Source organism: Streptomyces sp. NPDC039609 (assembly GCF_055596705.1).
Genome location: NZ_JBVIUJ010000002.1, coordinates 715,338 through 730,280, shown reverse-complemented (window position 1 = coordinate 730,280; position 14,943 = coordinate 715,338). Strand labels below are relative to the sequence as shown.

The following is a 14,943-nucleotide window of genomic DNA, read 5'->3' as shown; positions in this document are numbered from 1 at the left end:
CCGGACGAGTCGCCGGGCCGATGAATCCGTACGCGCCGTGGAGCGCGCCGACCGCATACGCGTAACCGAGCCGATCAATCCGGACGCGTCGCGGAGCCGCCGACCGCTTACGCCTCGCCGAGCCGATGACTCCGTACATGTGACCGAGGCGATGAATCCGTACGCGCTCCGGAGCCGATGAATCCGGACGTGCGAGGCGTGCGCCCCCGCGTACGGAACGTCACCACGCCTCACCTCACAGGTGATCCACGTCACTCGCCCACCCGACGCCCCGCACCCGTCTCCTAGGGTGTGACGCAGTGACTTCCTTCGACTCCTCCCCCACCCTCACCGTCTGGCGCATGACGCTCGCGCTTGCCGTCGTGTTCGTACTCCTGGCGACCACCGGCTGGACGACGATCCAGCATCAGCGCGGGCCAGGAGAGTCGCGGCAGGCCGCGCTCGCCTCCTGGCTGCACGGCAGGATCGGTCACCGGGCCCTGCCCGACCCGGCCGCCCCCGCCCGTACGATCGCCGCGTTCTTCCGCTCGATAGGCCCGACGCAGGGCGCCTTCCTCGCCGACGCGCACCCGCTCGTCGTCGGCAATCTCAACGGCGCCCCGGTCACCCTCCGCTACCGTGCCAACCGGCTCGCCCTCGCCCGTGCCCTCGATTCCGAGCGCGACAGGGTCGAGGACCCCAGGCTGAGCGCCGACGGCCGGCACGAGGCTCTGCGCCGCGCGCACCGCTTCACCTCGCTGATGCGGCAGGACCGGCAGATCCTCGCCTTCGATCCCACCGCCGGCGGCCGGACGGCCGAGGTGCTCGGCGATCTGGACCGGGCGCAGCGGGTCTCGGTGATCGTGCCCGGCGTCGACACCAATCTGCTGACCTTCCAGAAGACCAGCCGCAAGTTCACGGCGCCGGCCGGCATGGCGCAGTCGCTGTACGCCGCCCAACGCCGGGCCGCCCCCGGAAGCCGTACGGCCGTCATCGCCTGGGCGGACTACACGGCCCCGGTCGGGGTCGGCATCGACGCCGCGATGGGGCGCCTGGCCTCGGCGGGCGCGGTACGGCTCGTCGACATGACCGACGCCCTGCCCGGCGCCTCCCGTGTCAGCCTGTTCTGCCACAGCTACGGCTCCGTGCTCTGCGGGGTCGCCGCCGCCCGGCTGCCCTCCCGGGTAACCGACGTAGCCGTGGCCGGAAGCCCCGGAATGCGGGTGGAGCGCGCGGCCGAACTGTCCACCCGGGCCCGCGTGTGGGCGATGCGGGATGCGGACGACTGGATCCAGGACGTACCGCACGTCGCCGTCGGCGGGGTCGGTCACGGGGCGGACCCGGTGGAGCCGGAGTTCGGCGCGCGGCTGCTCTCGGCGGCCGGCGCAATCGGCCACACCGGCTATTTCGAGCCGGGCACCAAGAGCCTCCACAACTTCGCGGCCATAGGCGTTGGTGCGTACCAGAGCCTGACCTGCGCGAGCGTCGACAGCGCCTGCCGCAGCGGAATCTCCGGTGCGGCAGGCGTCTGACGCGCGTAGAGCACGGCACTTCGGCCCCTCACACAGGGGCGACGCGCGGGCGCACGCCACATACGATGAGGCACATGGGTGATGTGCTGGCCGGAATTCATGCCACCTGGGAGTTCGAGAGCGACGCCGTCGTCATCCGCTTCGATCGGGGGATCCGCACACCGAAACTGTTCCAGACGCTGCGCGAACGACGCATCCCGCACGAGGCGTTGGCGTCCGTGACACTCGCCCCGGGCAAGCGGGGCACGGTCGTGCTGCACGCGGTGCCGAGACCGGGCGCCGATCCTCTGATGGAGGCGGCCGCGGGGCAGTTGAAGGAGGGGAGCGACCCGTACCGACTGGTGCTGCCGGCCGAACGGGAGACGCTGGCGGAGTACTACCGGGACGAATTGCGGGCGATGCTCACGCCCGAGGACGGACTGCCGGACAGATCGTCGGACGGGCCGACGGACGGGCCGACGGACGGCTTCCTCGTGGCGGCGCCGCAAGGACCCCAGTCCTTCAAGGCGTACGACGGGAAGGCGAGCTTCGACGGTACGTCGCTGGTGTCGTTCCGCTGGTTCTGGACGGGCGCGTCCTCGGAGAAGTGGAAGGCGGGCGACCAGACCTTTCCCGTACGGGGGCTCAGCGGGGTCGAGTGGCGCTCGCCGGACGTCTTCGACGGGTACCTGCGCCTGCTGCCCCGATCCGGGGAGCCCCGGCCGGCCCAGGCGGACCGCGACCCGGCGGCCGTCGTCTTCGGCCTCGGCTACGGCCCGGTCCACGAGTCCCTGCCGTTCGCCGCGGCGGTCCTGGCGGCGGTCCGCGGCGCGGGCCGGGCGGCCGCGCTCCCGGAGGCGGAGCTGCGGGACCCGGCGGGGGTCGCGGAGCGGATCCGGCACCTGGGGGAGCTGCACCGGGCGGGTCTGGTGACGGACGAGGAGTTCTCGGCGAAGAAGGCGGAGCTGCTGGCGGAGCTGTGAGGGCGGGTCGCGGCGGGCGGGTCGCGGCGGGCGGGGCGGGGCGGGCGGGGCGGGGCGGGCTCGGCGGGCCAGGCTCGATAGGCCGGGCTCGGTAGGCCAAGCTCGACGGGCCAGGCTCGGCAGGCCAAGACCGGCAGGCCGGGCGCGACAGGCCAAGCTCGGGCGCGGCGGACGGGGCGCGACAGGCCAAGCTCGCCAGGCCGGGCCCGACAGGCCAAGCCCGGCGGGCCAAGCTCTGCAGGCCGGGCGCGGCGGGCGGGGCTCGTGGGCCAGGCAGGGAAGTGGCGCCGGGCCGGGTGGCGTTGTCGGGGCACATGGGGGCTCTTGCGCGGCGGGCGGAGGCGCGGAATCAGGCCGTCATACCCGGGTATCACCCCCCGACCGAGTCCTCGGTATGACGCCCCTCGGGTGCCCGGCTGCCTAACCTGGGCGGGCCATGAAGAAGACACGCTCCCTCGGAGCCGACCGCCATGTCGCCCGGATGCTCGCGCCCGTCCGAGGAGTGATGCAGTCCTTCGGTACCGCCCTCGCGACCCCGACGGAACCGAGCGCCCCGCTGCTCGCCGAGGCGCGCTCGCGCTGGCTGCGGCCGCTCCCCTACGTCATCGCGGTCGCCTTCGTCGCCTCGCTGCTCCCCGTCACCGTCACGGTGCTGCTCAACGACTACCAGGTCAACGGCGCCCTCGCCGGTGCCCTCGCCACCGCCCAGACCGCGCCGCTGCTGCTCGCCGTGACCCGCCCGCTCCAGGCGTGGTGGATCATCGGGGTCGCCGACGTCGCCGGAGCGCTGGTGATGCTGGCCCCGGGCGGGGTCGACGGCCGCAGCTGGCCGTGGACGCCGATGGTCGTGGTCGGCTACCTCGCCCTGATGCTCGCCCTCGGGCTGCGCGAACCGCGCCGGACCCTGCTCGGCGTGTGGCTGGCGACGGGGGCGGCCGGTTTCGTCCTCACCGCGGTCTCGCCGAAGAACACCGACGGCATCCACATCCTCCTCTTCGTGCTGAGCGGAGGCGTCCTGCTCCTCACGGGCGCGCTCCGCGAACGCGGGGACGCCGAGCGCCGAAGCGCCGCCGAACGCGCGCGCAGCACGCTCCTGGAGGAACGGGCCCGGATCGCACGCGAGTTGCACGACATCGTCGCCCACCACATGTCCGTGATCACGGTTCAGGCCGACTCGGCGCCGTACCGGATCCCGGACCTGCCGGAGGCGGCGCGCGAGGAGTTCACCTCGATCGCCGCCGGCGCGCGGGAGTCGCTCGCCGAGATGCGGCGGCTGCTCGTGGTGCTGCGCAGCGAGGGTACGGAGGGCGAACGGGCGCCGCAGCCCGGCCTCGACCGGGTGCAGCAGCTGATCGAGGCGACGGTACGGGCGGGGGTGCCCGCCGAGTTGTCGCTGGCGGCGGATCTCGGCGACGTACCGCAGGCGGTGGAGCTGTCGGCGTACCGGATCGTGCAGGAGGCCCTGGCGAACGTGGTCCGGCACGCGCCGGGCGCGGAGACCCGGGTCTCGATCCGTTCGGACGACGGCTGGTTGACGGTCTTGGTCGTCAACGCCCCGGTCGCCGGGCGCCATTCACCCCTGGAGGGCGGGGACGGGACCGGACACGGGCTGATCGGGATGCGGGAACGCGTACGGTTGACCGGCGGCACGCTGGACACCGGGCCGCTGCCGGACGGGGGCTTCCGGGTCGCGGCCCGGCTCCCGCTGACCTCGAAGACCCCGCTGACCTCAAAGGACGTGTCTTGACCATCCGCGTGATCATCGTCGACGACCAGGCCATGGTGCGGGCGGGGTTCGCCGCACTCCTCGCGGCGCAGGCCGACATCGACGTGGTGGGCGAGGCGCCGGACGGGAAGCAGGGCGTGGAGGTGGCCCGTTCGACGCACCCGGACGTGGTGCTGATGGACGTACGGATGCCGGAGATGGACGGTCTCGCGGCGGCGCGGGAGATCCTGAGCCCGCCGGTGGGGGTCACGCACCGTCCCAAGGTGCTGATGCTGACCACGTTCGACGTGGACGACTACGTGTACGAGGCGCTGCGCGCGGGCGCGTCGGGCTTCCTTCTGAAGGATGCTCCGCCGGCCGATCTGATCGCGGCGGTACGGGTGGTGGCGGCGGGCGAGGCGCTGCTGGCACCGTCGGTGACGCGCCGGCTGATCGCCGACTTCGCCGCGTCGAAGCCGGCGCCGCGGGGGGACCGGGCGGCGCTGCGTCTCAACGGTCTGACACCGCGTGAGACGGAGGTCCTGGAGCTGATCGCGCGGGGGCTTTCGAACCAGGAGATCGCGGACCGGCTGGTCCTGGCGGAGCAGACGGTCAAGACGCATATCGGGCGGGTGCTCGCCAAGCTCGATCTGCGCGATCGGGCGCAGGCGGTGATCTTCGCGTACGAGTCGGGGCTGGTGACGCCGGGGGACGCGGGACGCTGACGCGGCCGGGCCCCCGAAACCGGGGGCAGGCGCCCCGGCCCCCCGGGGCCCGGGTGGCGAGCGCTGCCGAATCGCAGGGGACACGCGCTGCGCGTACGGGCCGGGGCGTGTCCCGCCCGGCGGGACACGGGCGGGGAAGCCGGGGCGGGCCCCGGGCTCCCGGTGCTCGGGACGCGGGCGATGCCGAATCGCAGGAGGCACACGCTGCGCGTACGGGTCGGGGCGTGTCCCGCCCGGCGGGACACGGGCGGGAAGCCGGGGCGGGCCCCGGACCGTCGGGCTCTGGTGGCGGGAATCGCCGACTCGCAGGCGCTGATCCTCGCCCACGGATCGAGGCCGGCCCCGCCCGGTCCGGACGCGGCGGGGAAGGCCGGAGCAAGCCCCCGGACCCCCGGGGCTCGGGGTAGCTGCTCGCGCCGCGTAGTGCCCTTACCTCCGGCGAGGCGCGGCGCCCGGGCGTGAGGGTGGCCGGCCGCTCGGCGCCCCCGCGCTGCCGTCGGCTTTCGCCGGCGCGGACCCTCCCGGCAGGCGCTTGGGGCGGTCCCGAGGATGAGCGACCCGCCGCGCAGTCCCGCCCGCGGCCCCTCCCGGCAGGCGCTTGGGGCGGCCCTGAGGATGAGCGACCCGCCGCGCAGTCCCGCCCATGGGACAGGCCGAGGCCCGCCGCGCCCGCGCGCCGGTCCTGGGGACAGCCCCTCCCTCACGCCTCCACCCCACCGGGGGAAATCCCCACCCCCGCCCTGGTGCCCGCCCCTCGTCCGCCCCCTACCCCGGTATCAGCCGGGAGTTGGCCCCCCGGTGTGACGTGCCGTCACCCGTCCTCTTCCTACCTTCCTCTCGCCACGGACGAGAGACACGAAGAGGGAGGGCCCCTATGCGCCGCTACACGAGGACCTTGGTCGCCGCCGCGCTTGCCACGACGGTGATCGCCGGGACGGCCGGTTGGGCTTCCGCGAGTGCGCAGCAGGTCGTCACGGGTGCCCCGATCGGCACGGAGGCCTGGCGGGCGGACGGTCTGCCCGACCCGGAGCGGATGTCGCCCTCCCAAGTCGCCGCGTTCTTCCAGGGCCTGACGCCCGGTCGGCAGCAGGCGCTCGTGCGGGAGCACCCCTCCGTCGTCGGCAACCTCGACGGCGCTCCACTGCGACTGCGGTACGAGGCGAACGCCCGTACCCTCGGCGCTCAGTACGCCGGGCAGCAGGTCCTCGCCTCCGACCCGCGCGGCCGGGGCCAGATCGCCCTCGTTCACGGCGACCTCGCCGAGGCCGACAGCGTCGCCGTGATCGTGCCCGGTTCGGACATCGACGCCGGGAACGTACGGCCGCTCACCGACATGGCCGAGGCCCTGCGCCGGGCCACGCACGGCCGCACCGCCGTCATCTCCTGGGCCGGCTACACCACCCCCGTCGGCGTCGGCCTCGACGCCGCCACCGGGGACCTCGCCGAGGCCGGCGCGGAGCGGCTCACCCGGCTGACCGACGGACTGAACGCGATCGGAGCCCCCGCCCCGTCCGTGTTCTGCCACAGCTACGGCTCCGTCGTCTGCGGCCTGGGCGCCCAGGACCTCAAGGCCAAGGACCTCGTCGTCTTCGGCTCCCCCGGGATGCGCGCCGCGAACGTCGGCGAACTGCGCACCTCCGCCCGGGTGTGGGCCGCCAAGGACCCGTCCGACTGGATCGACCGCGTCCCCAGCGTCGAGTTCGCCGGGCTCGGCCACGGCGCCGACCCCACCGACCCCGCCTTCGGCGCCCGGCATGTTCCCGCCGACGACGCCCGTGGCCACAACGGCTACTTCGCGCCCGGCACGCAGTCCCTCCGTACCTTCGCCGCCATCGCCCAGGGGGATGTCCGATGAACGCGCTCGTCGAACGCATCGAGGCCCGCACGCCCGTCCACCGCGACCGGGCGATCGACGGGCTGCGCGCCCTCGCTCTGCTCGCCGTGCCCACCGGGCACTGGCTGCTCGGCGGGTTCACGCTCTCCTCCGACGGAGCTCTCCACAACGCCAGCCCGCTCAGCACCTTCGGCGGACTCGCTCCCGTCAGCTGGATCCTGCAGATGCTGGGGATCTTCTTCCTCGTCGGCGGATACGCCTCCGTGCTGTCGTACCGGAAGCGGAAGGGCTCCACCGGCGAATGGCTCAAGGGGCGCCTGGCCCGGCTCGGCCGGCCCGTCCTCGGGGTGACGGCCGTCTGGGCGCTCCTGCTGCCGCTCCTCCACTACGGGTTCGGGGTGCCGGGCGATACGCTGCGGACGGCGTCCACGCTGGTGATCCAGCCGCTGTGGTTCGTCGGGGTGTACACGGTCGTCACGGCCCTGACCCCGCTGTGCGTGCGTGCCGCCCGCCGGGCGGGCGTGTGGGCGGCGGCCCCGCTGCTCGCCTCGGTCGCCGTCGTCGATCTCCTGCGCTACGGGCCGTACGCCGACGCCGTGCCGTCCTGGCTGAGCCTGCTCAACATCCTGCCCGGCTGGCTCTTCGCCTACCAGCTCGGCGTCTCCTGGGGCGAGGGCCGGGTCACCCGGCGGCACGCCTGGGGGCTGCTGCTCGGCGGCGCGGCGCTCTTCGCCGCCCTGCTGCTCGCCTTCGGCTACCCCGCGTCGATGGTCGGCGTTCCCGGCGAGGCCCGCACCAACTCCCACCCGCCGTCGCTGCTCGTCCTCGCTCTGGCCGCCGCGCAGAGCGGCGCGGCGATCCTGCTCCGCGACCGGCTCGGCAAGCTCCTGAAGCGGCCCGCGCTGTGGGCGCCGGTCGTCGTCGTCAACCTGTCCGCGATGACGATCCTGTGCTGGCACCAGACGGCGATGCTCGCCGCCGCGATCCCTGCCTCGTACGTCGGTGAGGTCCCGGGCCTGGTCGGCGCGCCCGACTCGGTGGGCTGGATCCTCGCCCGGCTGGCCTGGATGCCCCTGTTCGCGGGTCTGTTGGTCCTGATCGGCCGGTACGCACGCGGCTTCGAGTCCCCGTGGACCGGCACGGGCCGGACCCGCCGCACGGCGGCAGGCCTCCTCGCGGCGGGCTTCGCTGTCTTCGCCCTGGGACTGGCGTGAGGGGTGCCCCCGGGAGGGGAACACCCGGACACCCGGGAGGGGGACACCCGGACACCCGGGACGGGGCCCCCTCCCCTACTCCGGCGCTACTCCCGCGCCGCCGACGTGGACCTCATGTCCGGGTAGCGGTCCCCCGCGACCTGCGCCGCGATCGGCTCCAGTTCCGCGAGTTCCTGCTCGGTCAGGATGATCCGGGTCGCCGCCGCGTTCTCCTCCAGGCGGGTGCGCTTGCGGGTGCCCGGGATCGGGACGACCGTCAGACCGTGGACCGTGGCGCGCTGCTGGACCCACGCCAGGGCGATCTGCGCCGCCGAGGCTCCGTGCGCCGCCGCGATCTTCAGGACCGGCTCCAGGAGCGCCGCGTTCTTCGCCGCGTTCTCGCCGGTGAAGCGGGGCTGGTACTGGCGGTAGTCGCCGCCCGACAGGTCCTTCGAGGCGTCCGCGAAGGCGCCCGTCAGGAAGCCCCGGCCCAGCGGGGAGTACGGCACGAAGGTCACGCCCAGCTCGGCCGCCGCGCCGACGGCGCTGCGCTCCACGTCGCGGGAGAAGAGGGACCACTCCGACTGGAGGGCGGCGATCGGGTGCACCGCGTACGCCTCGCGCAGCTCCGCGCCGGTCACCTCGCTCAGGCCGAGCTGCCTGACCTTGCCCTCCTGTACGAGCTCCGCCATCGCCCCGACCGACTCGGCGAAGGGGATCTCCGGGTCGCGCCGGTGCATGTAGTAGAGGTCGATCGTCTCGATGCCGAGGCGGCGCAGGCTCGCCTCCACGGCCTGACGGATGTACGCGCGGTCGTTGCGGATCCCCCGGTGGTGCGGGTCGTCGGCGCGACGCTCGATGGCGAACTTGGTGGCGAGGGTGATCTCGTCGCGGTGCGCGGCGACGAAGGGCGCCAGGAACTCCTCGTTGGCGCCGCTGCCGTAGACGTCCGCCGTGTCGATCAGGGTGACGCCGGCCTCCAGCGCCGCGTCGAGGGTGTCGCGGGCGGCGGCCTCGTCGGTGTCGCCGTAGAACTCGCTGATGCCCATGGCGCCGAAGCCCTGGACGCCGATCTCGGGTCCGTCCTGGCCGCCGAGCCGTACGGTGTCGATCCTGCTCATGAGGTGGGGCCTCCGCATTGGTCCGGGTGGTTTCCGTAGTGGCTGATCTTGATGTCGAGCACGGCGAGCGCGTCCTGGAGCTCGCCGATCCGGGAGAGCACGTCCCGCCGGGTGGTCTCCAGGAGCTCGCGCCGTTCGTCCCGGGTGTGGTCGCCCTCCCGCACCAGCTCCGCGTACCGCACCATCGCGGCGACCGGCATCCCGGTCAGCCGGAGCTTGCCGACGAAGGCCAGCCAGTCCAGATCGCGCTGGGCGAAGCGGCGCTGGCCGGTGTGCGAACGGTCGACGTGCGGCATGAGCCCGATCCGCTCGTACCAGCGCAGGGTGTGCGCCGTGAGCCCGGTCAGGGCGGCCACCTCGCTGATCGTGTAGCGGTCCTGCCCGTGCGGCCGGGTCGTGCTCTCGATCACGCTCATGACCCCCACGCTAGAACCTTCGAGTGCACTCCAAGCAAGTAGGCTCGGTCGCATGTCCCTGCAGAGCCTGGCGATGATCGAGAACTGGCCCGTCCCCACCGCGGCCGCCGCTGTCGTACGCGCGGACGGCACCCTGGCAGGGGCTCACGGCCCCACCGGGCAGCGGTTCCCGCTCGCCTCCGTCACCAAGCCGCTGGCGGCCTACGCCGTCCTCGTCGCGTACGAGGAGGGGGCGATCGACCTCGACGAGCCCGCCGGGCCGGAGGGCGCGACCGTCCGCCACCTGCTGGCCCACACCTCGGGTCTGGCCTTCGACGAGCCGCGGATCATGGCCGCGCCGGGCACGCGCCGGATCTACTCCAACACCGGGTTCGAGGCGCTCGGCGACCATGTCGCCAAGGCGACGGACATCCCGTTCGCCGAGTATCTGCACCAGGCGGTCCTGGAGCCGCTGGGGATGACCTCGACGACGCTGGAGGGCTCGCCCGCGAAGGACGGCGTCTCGACGGTCGACGACCTGGTGCGGTTCGCCGCGGAGGTGCAGGCGCCCCGGCTGCTCGACGCCCGTACGGTGCTCGACGCCATGACGGTGACGTACCCCGGTCTGACCGGCATCCTGCCCGGCTACGGCCACCAGCGGCCCAACGACTGGGGGCTCGGCTTCGAGATCCGGGACTCCAAGTCGCCGCACTGGACGGGGGCTTCGTCCTCGCCGCGGACGTTCGGGCACTTCGGACAGTCGGGCACGTTCCTGTGGATCGATCCGGACGCGCGCGCGGCGTGCGTGGCGCTGACGGACCGGGCCTTCGGGCCCTGGGCGGTCGAGGCATGGCCTCCGTTCACCGACGCAGTGCTCGCGGAGCTCAGGGCGTAGGCGTCTACCGGGGCTGCGCGCTCGTCGTGGAAGGCGTCGGATGTGTGGCGCCCGAGGGATCCGTACCGCCCGTGCCCGTCCGACCCGTACCGTCCGTGCCCGTTTCCCGCGTGGTGGCGTCCGGGCTCTCGGACGGCCCCGTCACGGCGGTGCCGACCCTGAGGTCGTCGCAGCGCTCGGCGGGGAGTGAGCCGTCCGGTCCCGTCAGGACGACGGGCGTCCGGCCGTCGGTCTCCTCGTTGTAGGCGACCGTGCACACCAGCTGGCGAATCGCGACACCGTCCAGTTCGCCGACGCGGAAGGGGACGCGGATCCGTAGCGTGCGCTCCGCACCGGTCGTGTCGTGACGCGGCAGAATGTACGGAATCCCCTTGTCGGTCCGCCCGCCCGGCCCTGGCAGCCGGGTGGCGAGGCCGGCCGCCTTCTCCTCCTTGTTCGGGCCCTCCAGCAGCGCGGCGAGCGCCTTGGAGCCGGCGATCCCGCTGCCGAGCGGGTAGGTGGGCGGCGGTGTGCCGACCGGCATCCGGTAGCCCTCCCAGCCGTCGATCGGTCCGGCCATCTCGCGGGCGACCGGCATCAGCCTGCCGTCGGTGTCGACGTAGAAGAGCAGCATCCGGCTGGTCTCGCCCGGGGCGACCGCGACGGTCGCCGGTCCACCGGCCTCCACGACATCGCTCTGCTGGATGCCACAGCCTGTGAGCGCGAGCCCGCCCGCGAGGAGCGCGCCGAGCCGGATCCCGCGCCTCGTCCCGGGCCGCCTCATCGCGGGATCCTCACCGTGAAGACGGCTCCGCCGTCGGGGTGGTTCGCGGCCGTGACGGTGCCGCCGTGCAGGCGGATGTTCTCCAGGGTGATGGCGAGGCCGAGGCCGCTGCCGGCGGAGCGGGCGCGGGCCTGGTCCGCCTTGAAGAAGCGGTCGAACACATGCGGCAGGACCTCGTCGGCGATGCCCGGCCCCCGGTCGGCGACCTCGGTCACCAGCCAGTCGCCGTCGGCCCACATCCGTACGGTCACCGGCGGTGCGCCGTGCTTCAGCGCGTTGCCGACGAGGTTGGCGACGACGAGGTCGAAGCGGCGCGGGTCGAGCCGGGCGCGCACGCCGACGGGCAGTTCGGCGCGGACGAGGGCGGGGTCGGTCCAGTGGCGGTGCTGGAGGGTCTTGCGGACGCTGTCTGCCGCGTCCACCTCGTCCACATGGAGTTCGGCGGCGCGCGCGTCGAAGCGGGAGATCTCCATGAGGTCCTCCACGAGCACGGCGAGCTTGCCGGTCTCGGCGCTGATGAGCCGTACCGCCCTGGCCGTGTCGGTGTCGAGGCCGTCGGCGTCCTCGTCGAGGACCTCGGTGACGGCGAGCATCCCGGCGAGCGGGGTCCGCAGCTCGTGGGAGACGTCGGAGGCGAACCGGCGGGCGCGGGTCTCGGCGTGCCGCAGCTCGACGACGGAACGTTCGAGGGCGGCGGCGGATTCGTTGAAGGCATGGGCGAGGTCGGCGAGTTCGTCGCTGCCCTTGGCGTCGATCCGGGTGTCGAGCCGGCCGCGCCCCATGGAGTCCGCGGCACGCCGTAGTTCCCGTACCGGCCGCAGCACGCTGCGGGCGGCGAGCAGGGCCGGGATCAGGGCGACGGCGAGGGCCGGCAGGGCTCCGTCGCGGGCGGCGAGGACCATCGCCTCGACGTTGGCCTCCTCCTCGTCGAGTTCCATGACCGCGTAGAGCACCACGCCGGTGCGGTGGAGGGTGGTGGCCGGGGTGTGCGCCCTGAAGACGGTGGGGACGGCGATGGTGAGGTAGGGCCGGCCGTTCTTGACCACCCGCTGGAAGCTGCCGTGGGTGGAGGCCCGGGCGCGGGAGCGGAGTTCGGGCGTGATGACCGTGGAGGTGGGGCGGTCGCTGGACGAGACGCTGACGTTTCCGTACTCGGCGTAGACACGCCAGGGGCGGGGCTTGCCCTGCCGGGCGATACGGAGGAGGTCGCCGTGCAGGGATTCCGTGTCGAGAGGCAGTTCGACGCTGAGGCTGTCGACCTGCTCGCGGAAGGCGGAGACGGCGGTGTCCTGGGCCTGTTCGAGGATGGCGTTGCGGGCGGCACGGTAGGTCAGGGCGGCGGTGGTGCCGCAGCCGACGGCGGCCACCAGGAGGAAGGCGAGAACGAGCCGGGTGCGGAGCCCGAAGGGCCTCATACGGCGGCGCAGGGCGCGACGGCGGCTCACAGCGGACCGAAGCGGTAGCCGAAGCCGCGCAGGGTCTGTATGTAGCGGGGGGCGCCGGGGGTGTCCTCGATCTTGTTGCGCAGGCGGCGGACGCAGGCGTCCACGAGGCGGGCGTCGCCGTGGTAGCTGTGCTCCCAGACATGTTCGAGGAGTTGCTGACGGCTGAAGACCTGTTCGGGGGCGGCGGAAAGATGGAGCAGGAGCTTGAGCTCGGAGGGGGCGAGGGCGAGGCGCTCGCCGGACTTGGCGACGGTGAGGCCGACCCGGTCGATGGCGAGCTCCCCGTGGAACTCCACGGCGGGCCGCCCGGCGCCCGGCTCCTCGATGCGCCGGAGCACGGCCCGGATGCGGGCTTCGATCACCTCGGTACGGGCGGGCTTGACGATGTAGTCGTCGGCTCCGGCTTCCAGGCCGACGACGACGTCGAAGTCGTCACCGCGTGCGGTGAGCATGATGATCGGCAGCTGGCTGGTCTCGCGGACGTGGCGGCAGACCTGGACGCCGTTCATGCCGGGCAGCATCAGGTCGAGCAGCAGCAGATCGGGCCGGAACTCCCCGAGCAGGGTGAGCCCGGCCTCCCCGGTCGCGGCGGTACGCACCTCGTGCCCACGGCGTCGGAGCCCGAGTTCGACCCCTTCGCGGACGGAGGGGTCGTCTTCTATGAGGAGCACGCGAGGCATTCGAGCAGTATCCCAAAGTGGGTCGAAGGGCTCCCCCGCGGGACGGGGGAGAGCGGGGAGGTACGTCGGCCGCGTCGGGCGAGGGGGCGTCAGCGGCGTCGGGCGAGCGCGAGCACACGGTGGCTCGCGCCCGCCAGGAGGGCCCGTACTTCCGTGAGCTTGAGCGGGCGGGCCAGCAGGGCGAAGACGGCGAGGATGGCGAGGCCGCCGGCCGCGGCCGCCGCGGGAGAGCCCGCGGGGGCCGTCGAGTGGGCGACGAGCAGCCCGAGACCGGCCGCGGGTACGGCCGCCACCAGCAACCGCGCGAGCGCGGCCCCGGCCCGGCCCGTCTCGGTCCCGGCCAGCCGTCGGCGCAGCACGTATGCCGTCAGCGCCCAGCCCGTCCACAGCGCCAGGGAGTACGCGGCCGCGACGCCGGCCACCGCCCATGTCGGCGGGAGGAGCGCGTACGCGGTCAGGGACAGGCCCGCGTTGAGGCCGGTGATCACCAGGTTCAGCAGGAACGGGGTGCGGGTGTCTCGCAGGGCGTAGAAGGCGCGGGTGCAGACGTACTGGCCCGAGAAGGCGATCAGTCCCGGGGCGAAGGCCATCAGGATCCAGGCCATCGCCCGGACGTCGCCGGCGTCGGTGACGCCGTGCTGGAAGACGACGCTCATCAACGGCGCCGCGAGCGCGAACAGTGCGCAGGCCGCCGGTACGACGGCCGCCGCGCTGGTCCGGAGCGCGTACGAGACGTCCTTCCGTACCCCCGCCAGGTCGCCGTCCGCCGCCGCCCCGCTCATCCGGGGCAGCAGGGCCGTCACCAGGGAGACGGTGACGATGCCGTGCGGCACGACCCACAGCAGATACGCGTTGTTGTACGCGGCGAAACCGAAGCCCCCGCCCGCCCCCAGCTCCTCCGCCCGCGTCCCCGCGGCCGTCGCCAGCTTCGTCGTCACCCAGTACGCGGCCTGGTTGGTGAGGACGAGCAGCACCAGCCACCCGGCCGACCGCAGTGGTGTCGTGAGTCCGCTGCCCCGCCAGTCGAAGCGCGGGCGCCAGCGGAAGCCGGCCGCCCGCAGGGACGGGACGAGCGCGAGGGCCTGGACCGCGATTCCCGCCGTCGTGCCCCAGCCGAGCAGCGCCGTCTCCCGGCCGGTCAGCGCCCCGCCGTCGGCCGTCACCAGGTACAGCACGAAGACGGAGATGACGACGACGTTGTTGAGGACCGGCGTCCACATCATCGCGCCGAACCTGCCCCGTGCGTTCAGCACCTGCCCGAGCAGGGTGAAGAGCCCGAGGAAGAAGATCTGCGGCAGGCAGTACCGGGCGAAGGCGACCGTCATCGACTCCTGGGCGCCGGTGTAGTCGGTGTACGCGTCGACGATGGCGGGCGCCGCGAGCACCGCGCCCGCCGTCAGCGCGAGCAGCGCGAGGACGCAGACCGTCAGGAGACGGTCGGTGTAGGCGACGCCCCCGTCCTTGTGCTCCTTGGCCGCCTTGACCAGTTCGGGCACGAAGACGGCGTTGAGGGCGCCGCCCAGGAGCAGCATGTAGACGATGGTGGGGATCGAGTTGCCGACCGCGTACCCGTCGGCGATCCCTCCGATGCCGAGTGCCGCGGCGACGATCGCGGAGCGGACGAAGCCGGTGGCGCGCGAGACCAGCGACCCGGCGGCCATCAGCGCGCCGCTGCGCAGCATCGAGGATGCGTGCGGCTTCGACTCCGTGAGCG

At 73.5% G+C, this 14,943-nt stretch carries 13 protein-coding genes; 7 read left to right on the top strand and 6 right to left on the bottom strand.

Going from position 1 to position 14,943, the window contains the following annotated elements:
- Positions 1–299: 299 nt before the first annotated feature.
- The 6 genes from ACZ561_RS08705 (at position 300) to ACZ561_RS08680 (ending at position 7,951) form a co-directional block, all read left to right on the top strand.
- Positions 300–1,511 (top strand): alpha/beta hydrolase, encoded by a 1,212-nt coding sequence (locus ACZ561_RS08705; RefSeq protein WP_470991130.1) that lies wholly within the window; start codon positions 300–302, stop codon positions 1,509–1,511.
- Positions 1,512–1,576: 65 nt separating this feature from the next.
- Positions 1,577–2,473: a DUF4429 domain-containing protein gene (locus ACZ561_RS08700; RefSeq protein WP_470991128.1), complete on the top strand. Its 897-nt coding sequence runs from the start codon at positions 1,577–1,579 to the stop codon at positions 2,471–2,473.
- A 481-nt stretch (positions 2,474–2,954) separates the two neighbouring features.
- Positions 2,955–4,220 (top strand): sensor histidine kinase, encoded by a 1,266-nt coding sequence (locus ACZ561_RS08695; RefSeq protein ID WP_470991344.1) that lies wholly within the window; start codon positions 2,955–2,957, stop codon positions 4,218–4,220.
- Positions 4,217–4,903 (top strand): response regulator, encoded by a 687-nt coding sequence (locus ACZ561_RS08690; protein ID WP_470991126.1) that lies wholly within the window; start codon positions 4,217–4,219, stop codon positions 4,901–4,903. Before ACZ561_RS08695 ends, ACZ561_RS08690 begins: the two co-directional genes overlap by 4 nt.
- A gap of 874 nt (positions 4,904–5,777) precedes the next feature.
- Complete coding sequence (locus ACZ561_RS08685) at positions 5,778–6,758, top strand: alpha/beta hydrolase (protein ID WP_470991124.1); 981 nt, start codon at positions 5,778–5,780, stop codon at positions 6,756–6,758.
- Positions 6,755–7,951 (top strand): acyltransferase family protein, encoded by a 1,197-nt coding sequence (locus ACZ561_RS08680; protein WP_470991122.1) that lies wholly within the window; start codon positions 6,755–6,757, stop codon positions 7,949–7,951. Before ACZ561_RS08685 ends, ACZ561_RS08680 begins: the two co-directional genes overlap by 4 nt.
- Positions 7,952–8,037: 86 nt before the next feature.
- On the opposite strand, the gene ACZ561_RS08675 is transcribed toward ACZ561_RS08680, so the two are convergent.
- A complete protein-coding gene (locus ACZ561_RS08675; RefSeq protein ID WP_470991120.1) occupies positions 8,038–9,051 on the bottom strand; it encodes an aldo/keto reductase in 1,014 nt (337 codons plus the stop codon).
- Entirely contained in the window at positions 9,048–9,467 is a 420-nt protein-coding gene (locus ACZ561_RS08670; protein ID WP_470991118.1) for a MerR family transcriptional regulator, read from the bottom strand. Before ACZ561_RS08670 ends, ACZ561_RS08675 begins: the two co-directional genes overlap by 4 nt.
- Before the next feature lie 52 nt (positions 9,468–9,519).
- Here ACZ561_RS08670 and ACZ561_RS08665 point away from each other — a divergent pair, with 52 nt between their 5' ends.
- Positions 9,520–10,341 (top strand): serine hydrolase domain-containing protein, encoded by an 822-nt coding sequence (locus ACZ561_RS08665; RefSeq protein WP_470991116.1) that lies wholly within the window; start codon positions 9,520–9,522, stop codon positions 10,339–10,341.
- Positions 10,342–10,345: 4 nt separating this feature from the next.
- On the opposite strand, the gene ACZ561_RS08660 is transcribed toward ACZ561_RS08665, so the two are convergent.
- From ACZ561_RS08660 to murJ, 4 genes are all read right to left on the bottom strand, one after another.
- A complete protein-coding gene (locus ACZ561_RS08660) occupies positions 10,346–11,104 on the bottom strand; it encodes a hypothetical protein (RefSeq protein WP_470991114.1) in 759 nt (252 codons plus the stop codon).
- On the bottom strand, positions 11,101–12,519 hold the full coding sequence (locus tag ACZ561_RS08655; protein ID WP_470991341.1) for an ATP-binding protein: 1,419 nt from the start codon (positions 12,517–12,519) through the stop codon (positions 11,101–11,103). Before ACZ561_RS08655 ends, ACZ561_RS08660 begins: the two co-directional genes overlap by 4 nt.
- Before the next feature lie 26 nt (positions 12,520–12,545).
- The gene (locus ACZ561_RS08650; RefSeq protein WP_470991112.1) at positions 12,546–13,229 is read right to left on the bottom strand and encodes a response regulator; all 684 of its coding nucleotides are present in this window, start codon (positions 13,227–13,229) and stop codon (positions 12,546–12,548) included.
- 89 nt (positions 13,230–13,318) lie between these two features.
- Complete coding sequence (gene murJ, locus ACZ561_RS08645) at positions 13,319–14,911, bottom strand: murein biosynthesis integral membrane protein MurJ (RefSeq protein ID WP_470991338.1); 1,593 nt, start codon at positions 14,909–14,911, stop codon at positions 13,319–13,321.
- Positions 14,912–14,943 lie beyond the last annotated feature (32 nt).

What these genes read in the sequence shown, in the direction of transcription:
- ACZ561_RS08700 (WP_470991128.1), top strand. Translation starts at nt 1,577, where the DNA reads ATGAGGCACATGGGTGATGTGCTGGCCGGAATTCATGCCACCTGGGAG.
- ACZ561_RS08695 (WP_470991344.1), top strand. Translation starts at nt 2,955, where the DNA reads ATGCTCGCGCCCGTCCGAGGAGTGATGCAGTCCTTCGGTACCGCCCTC.
- ACZ561_RS08685 (WP_470991124.1), top strand. Translation starts at nt 5,778, where the DNA reads ATGCGCCGCTACACGAGGACCTTGGTCGCCGCCGCGCTTGCCACGACG.
- ACZ561_RS08680 (WP_470991122.1), top strand. Translation starts at nt 6,755, where the DNA reads ATGAACGCGCTCGTCGAACGCATCGAGGCCCGCACGCCCGTCCACCGC.
- ACZ561_RS08675 (WP_470991120.1), bottom strand. Translation starts at nt 9,051, where the DNA reads ATGAGCAGGATCGACACCGTACGGCTCGGCGGCCAGGACGGACCCGAG.
- ACZ561_RS08670 (WP_470991118.1), bottom strand. Translation starts at nt 9,467, where the DNA reads ATGAGCGTGATCGAGAGCACGACCCGGCCGCACGGGCAGGACCGCTAC.
- ACZ561_RS08665 (WP_470991116.1), top strand. Translation starts at nt 9,520, where the DNA reads ATGTCCCTGCAGAGCCTGGCGATGATCGAGAACTGGCCCGTCCCCACC.
- ACZ561_RS08660 (WP_470991114.1), bottom strand. Translation starts at nt 11,104, where the DNA reads ATGAGGCGGCCCGGGACGAGGCGCGGGATCCGGCTCGGCGCGCTCCTC.
- ACZ561_RS08655 (WP_470991341.1), bottom strand. Translation starts at nt 12,519, where the DNA reads ATGAGGCCCTTCGGGCTCCGCACCCGGCTCGTTCTCGCCTTCCTCCTG.
- ACZ561_RS08650 (WP_470991112.1), bottom strand. Translation starts at nt 13,229, where the DNA reads ATGCCTCGCGTGCTCCTCATAGAAGACGACCCCTCCGTCCGCGAAGGG.
- murJ (WP_470991338.1), bottom strand. Translation starts at nt 14,911, where the DNA reads ATGCTGCGCAGCGGCGCGCTGATGGCCGCCGGGTCGCTGGTCTCGCGC.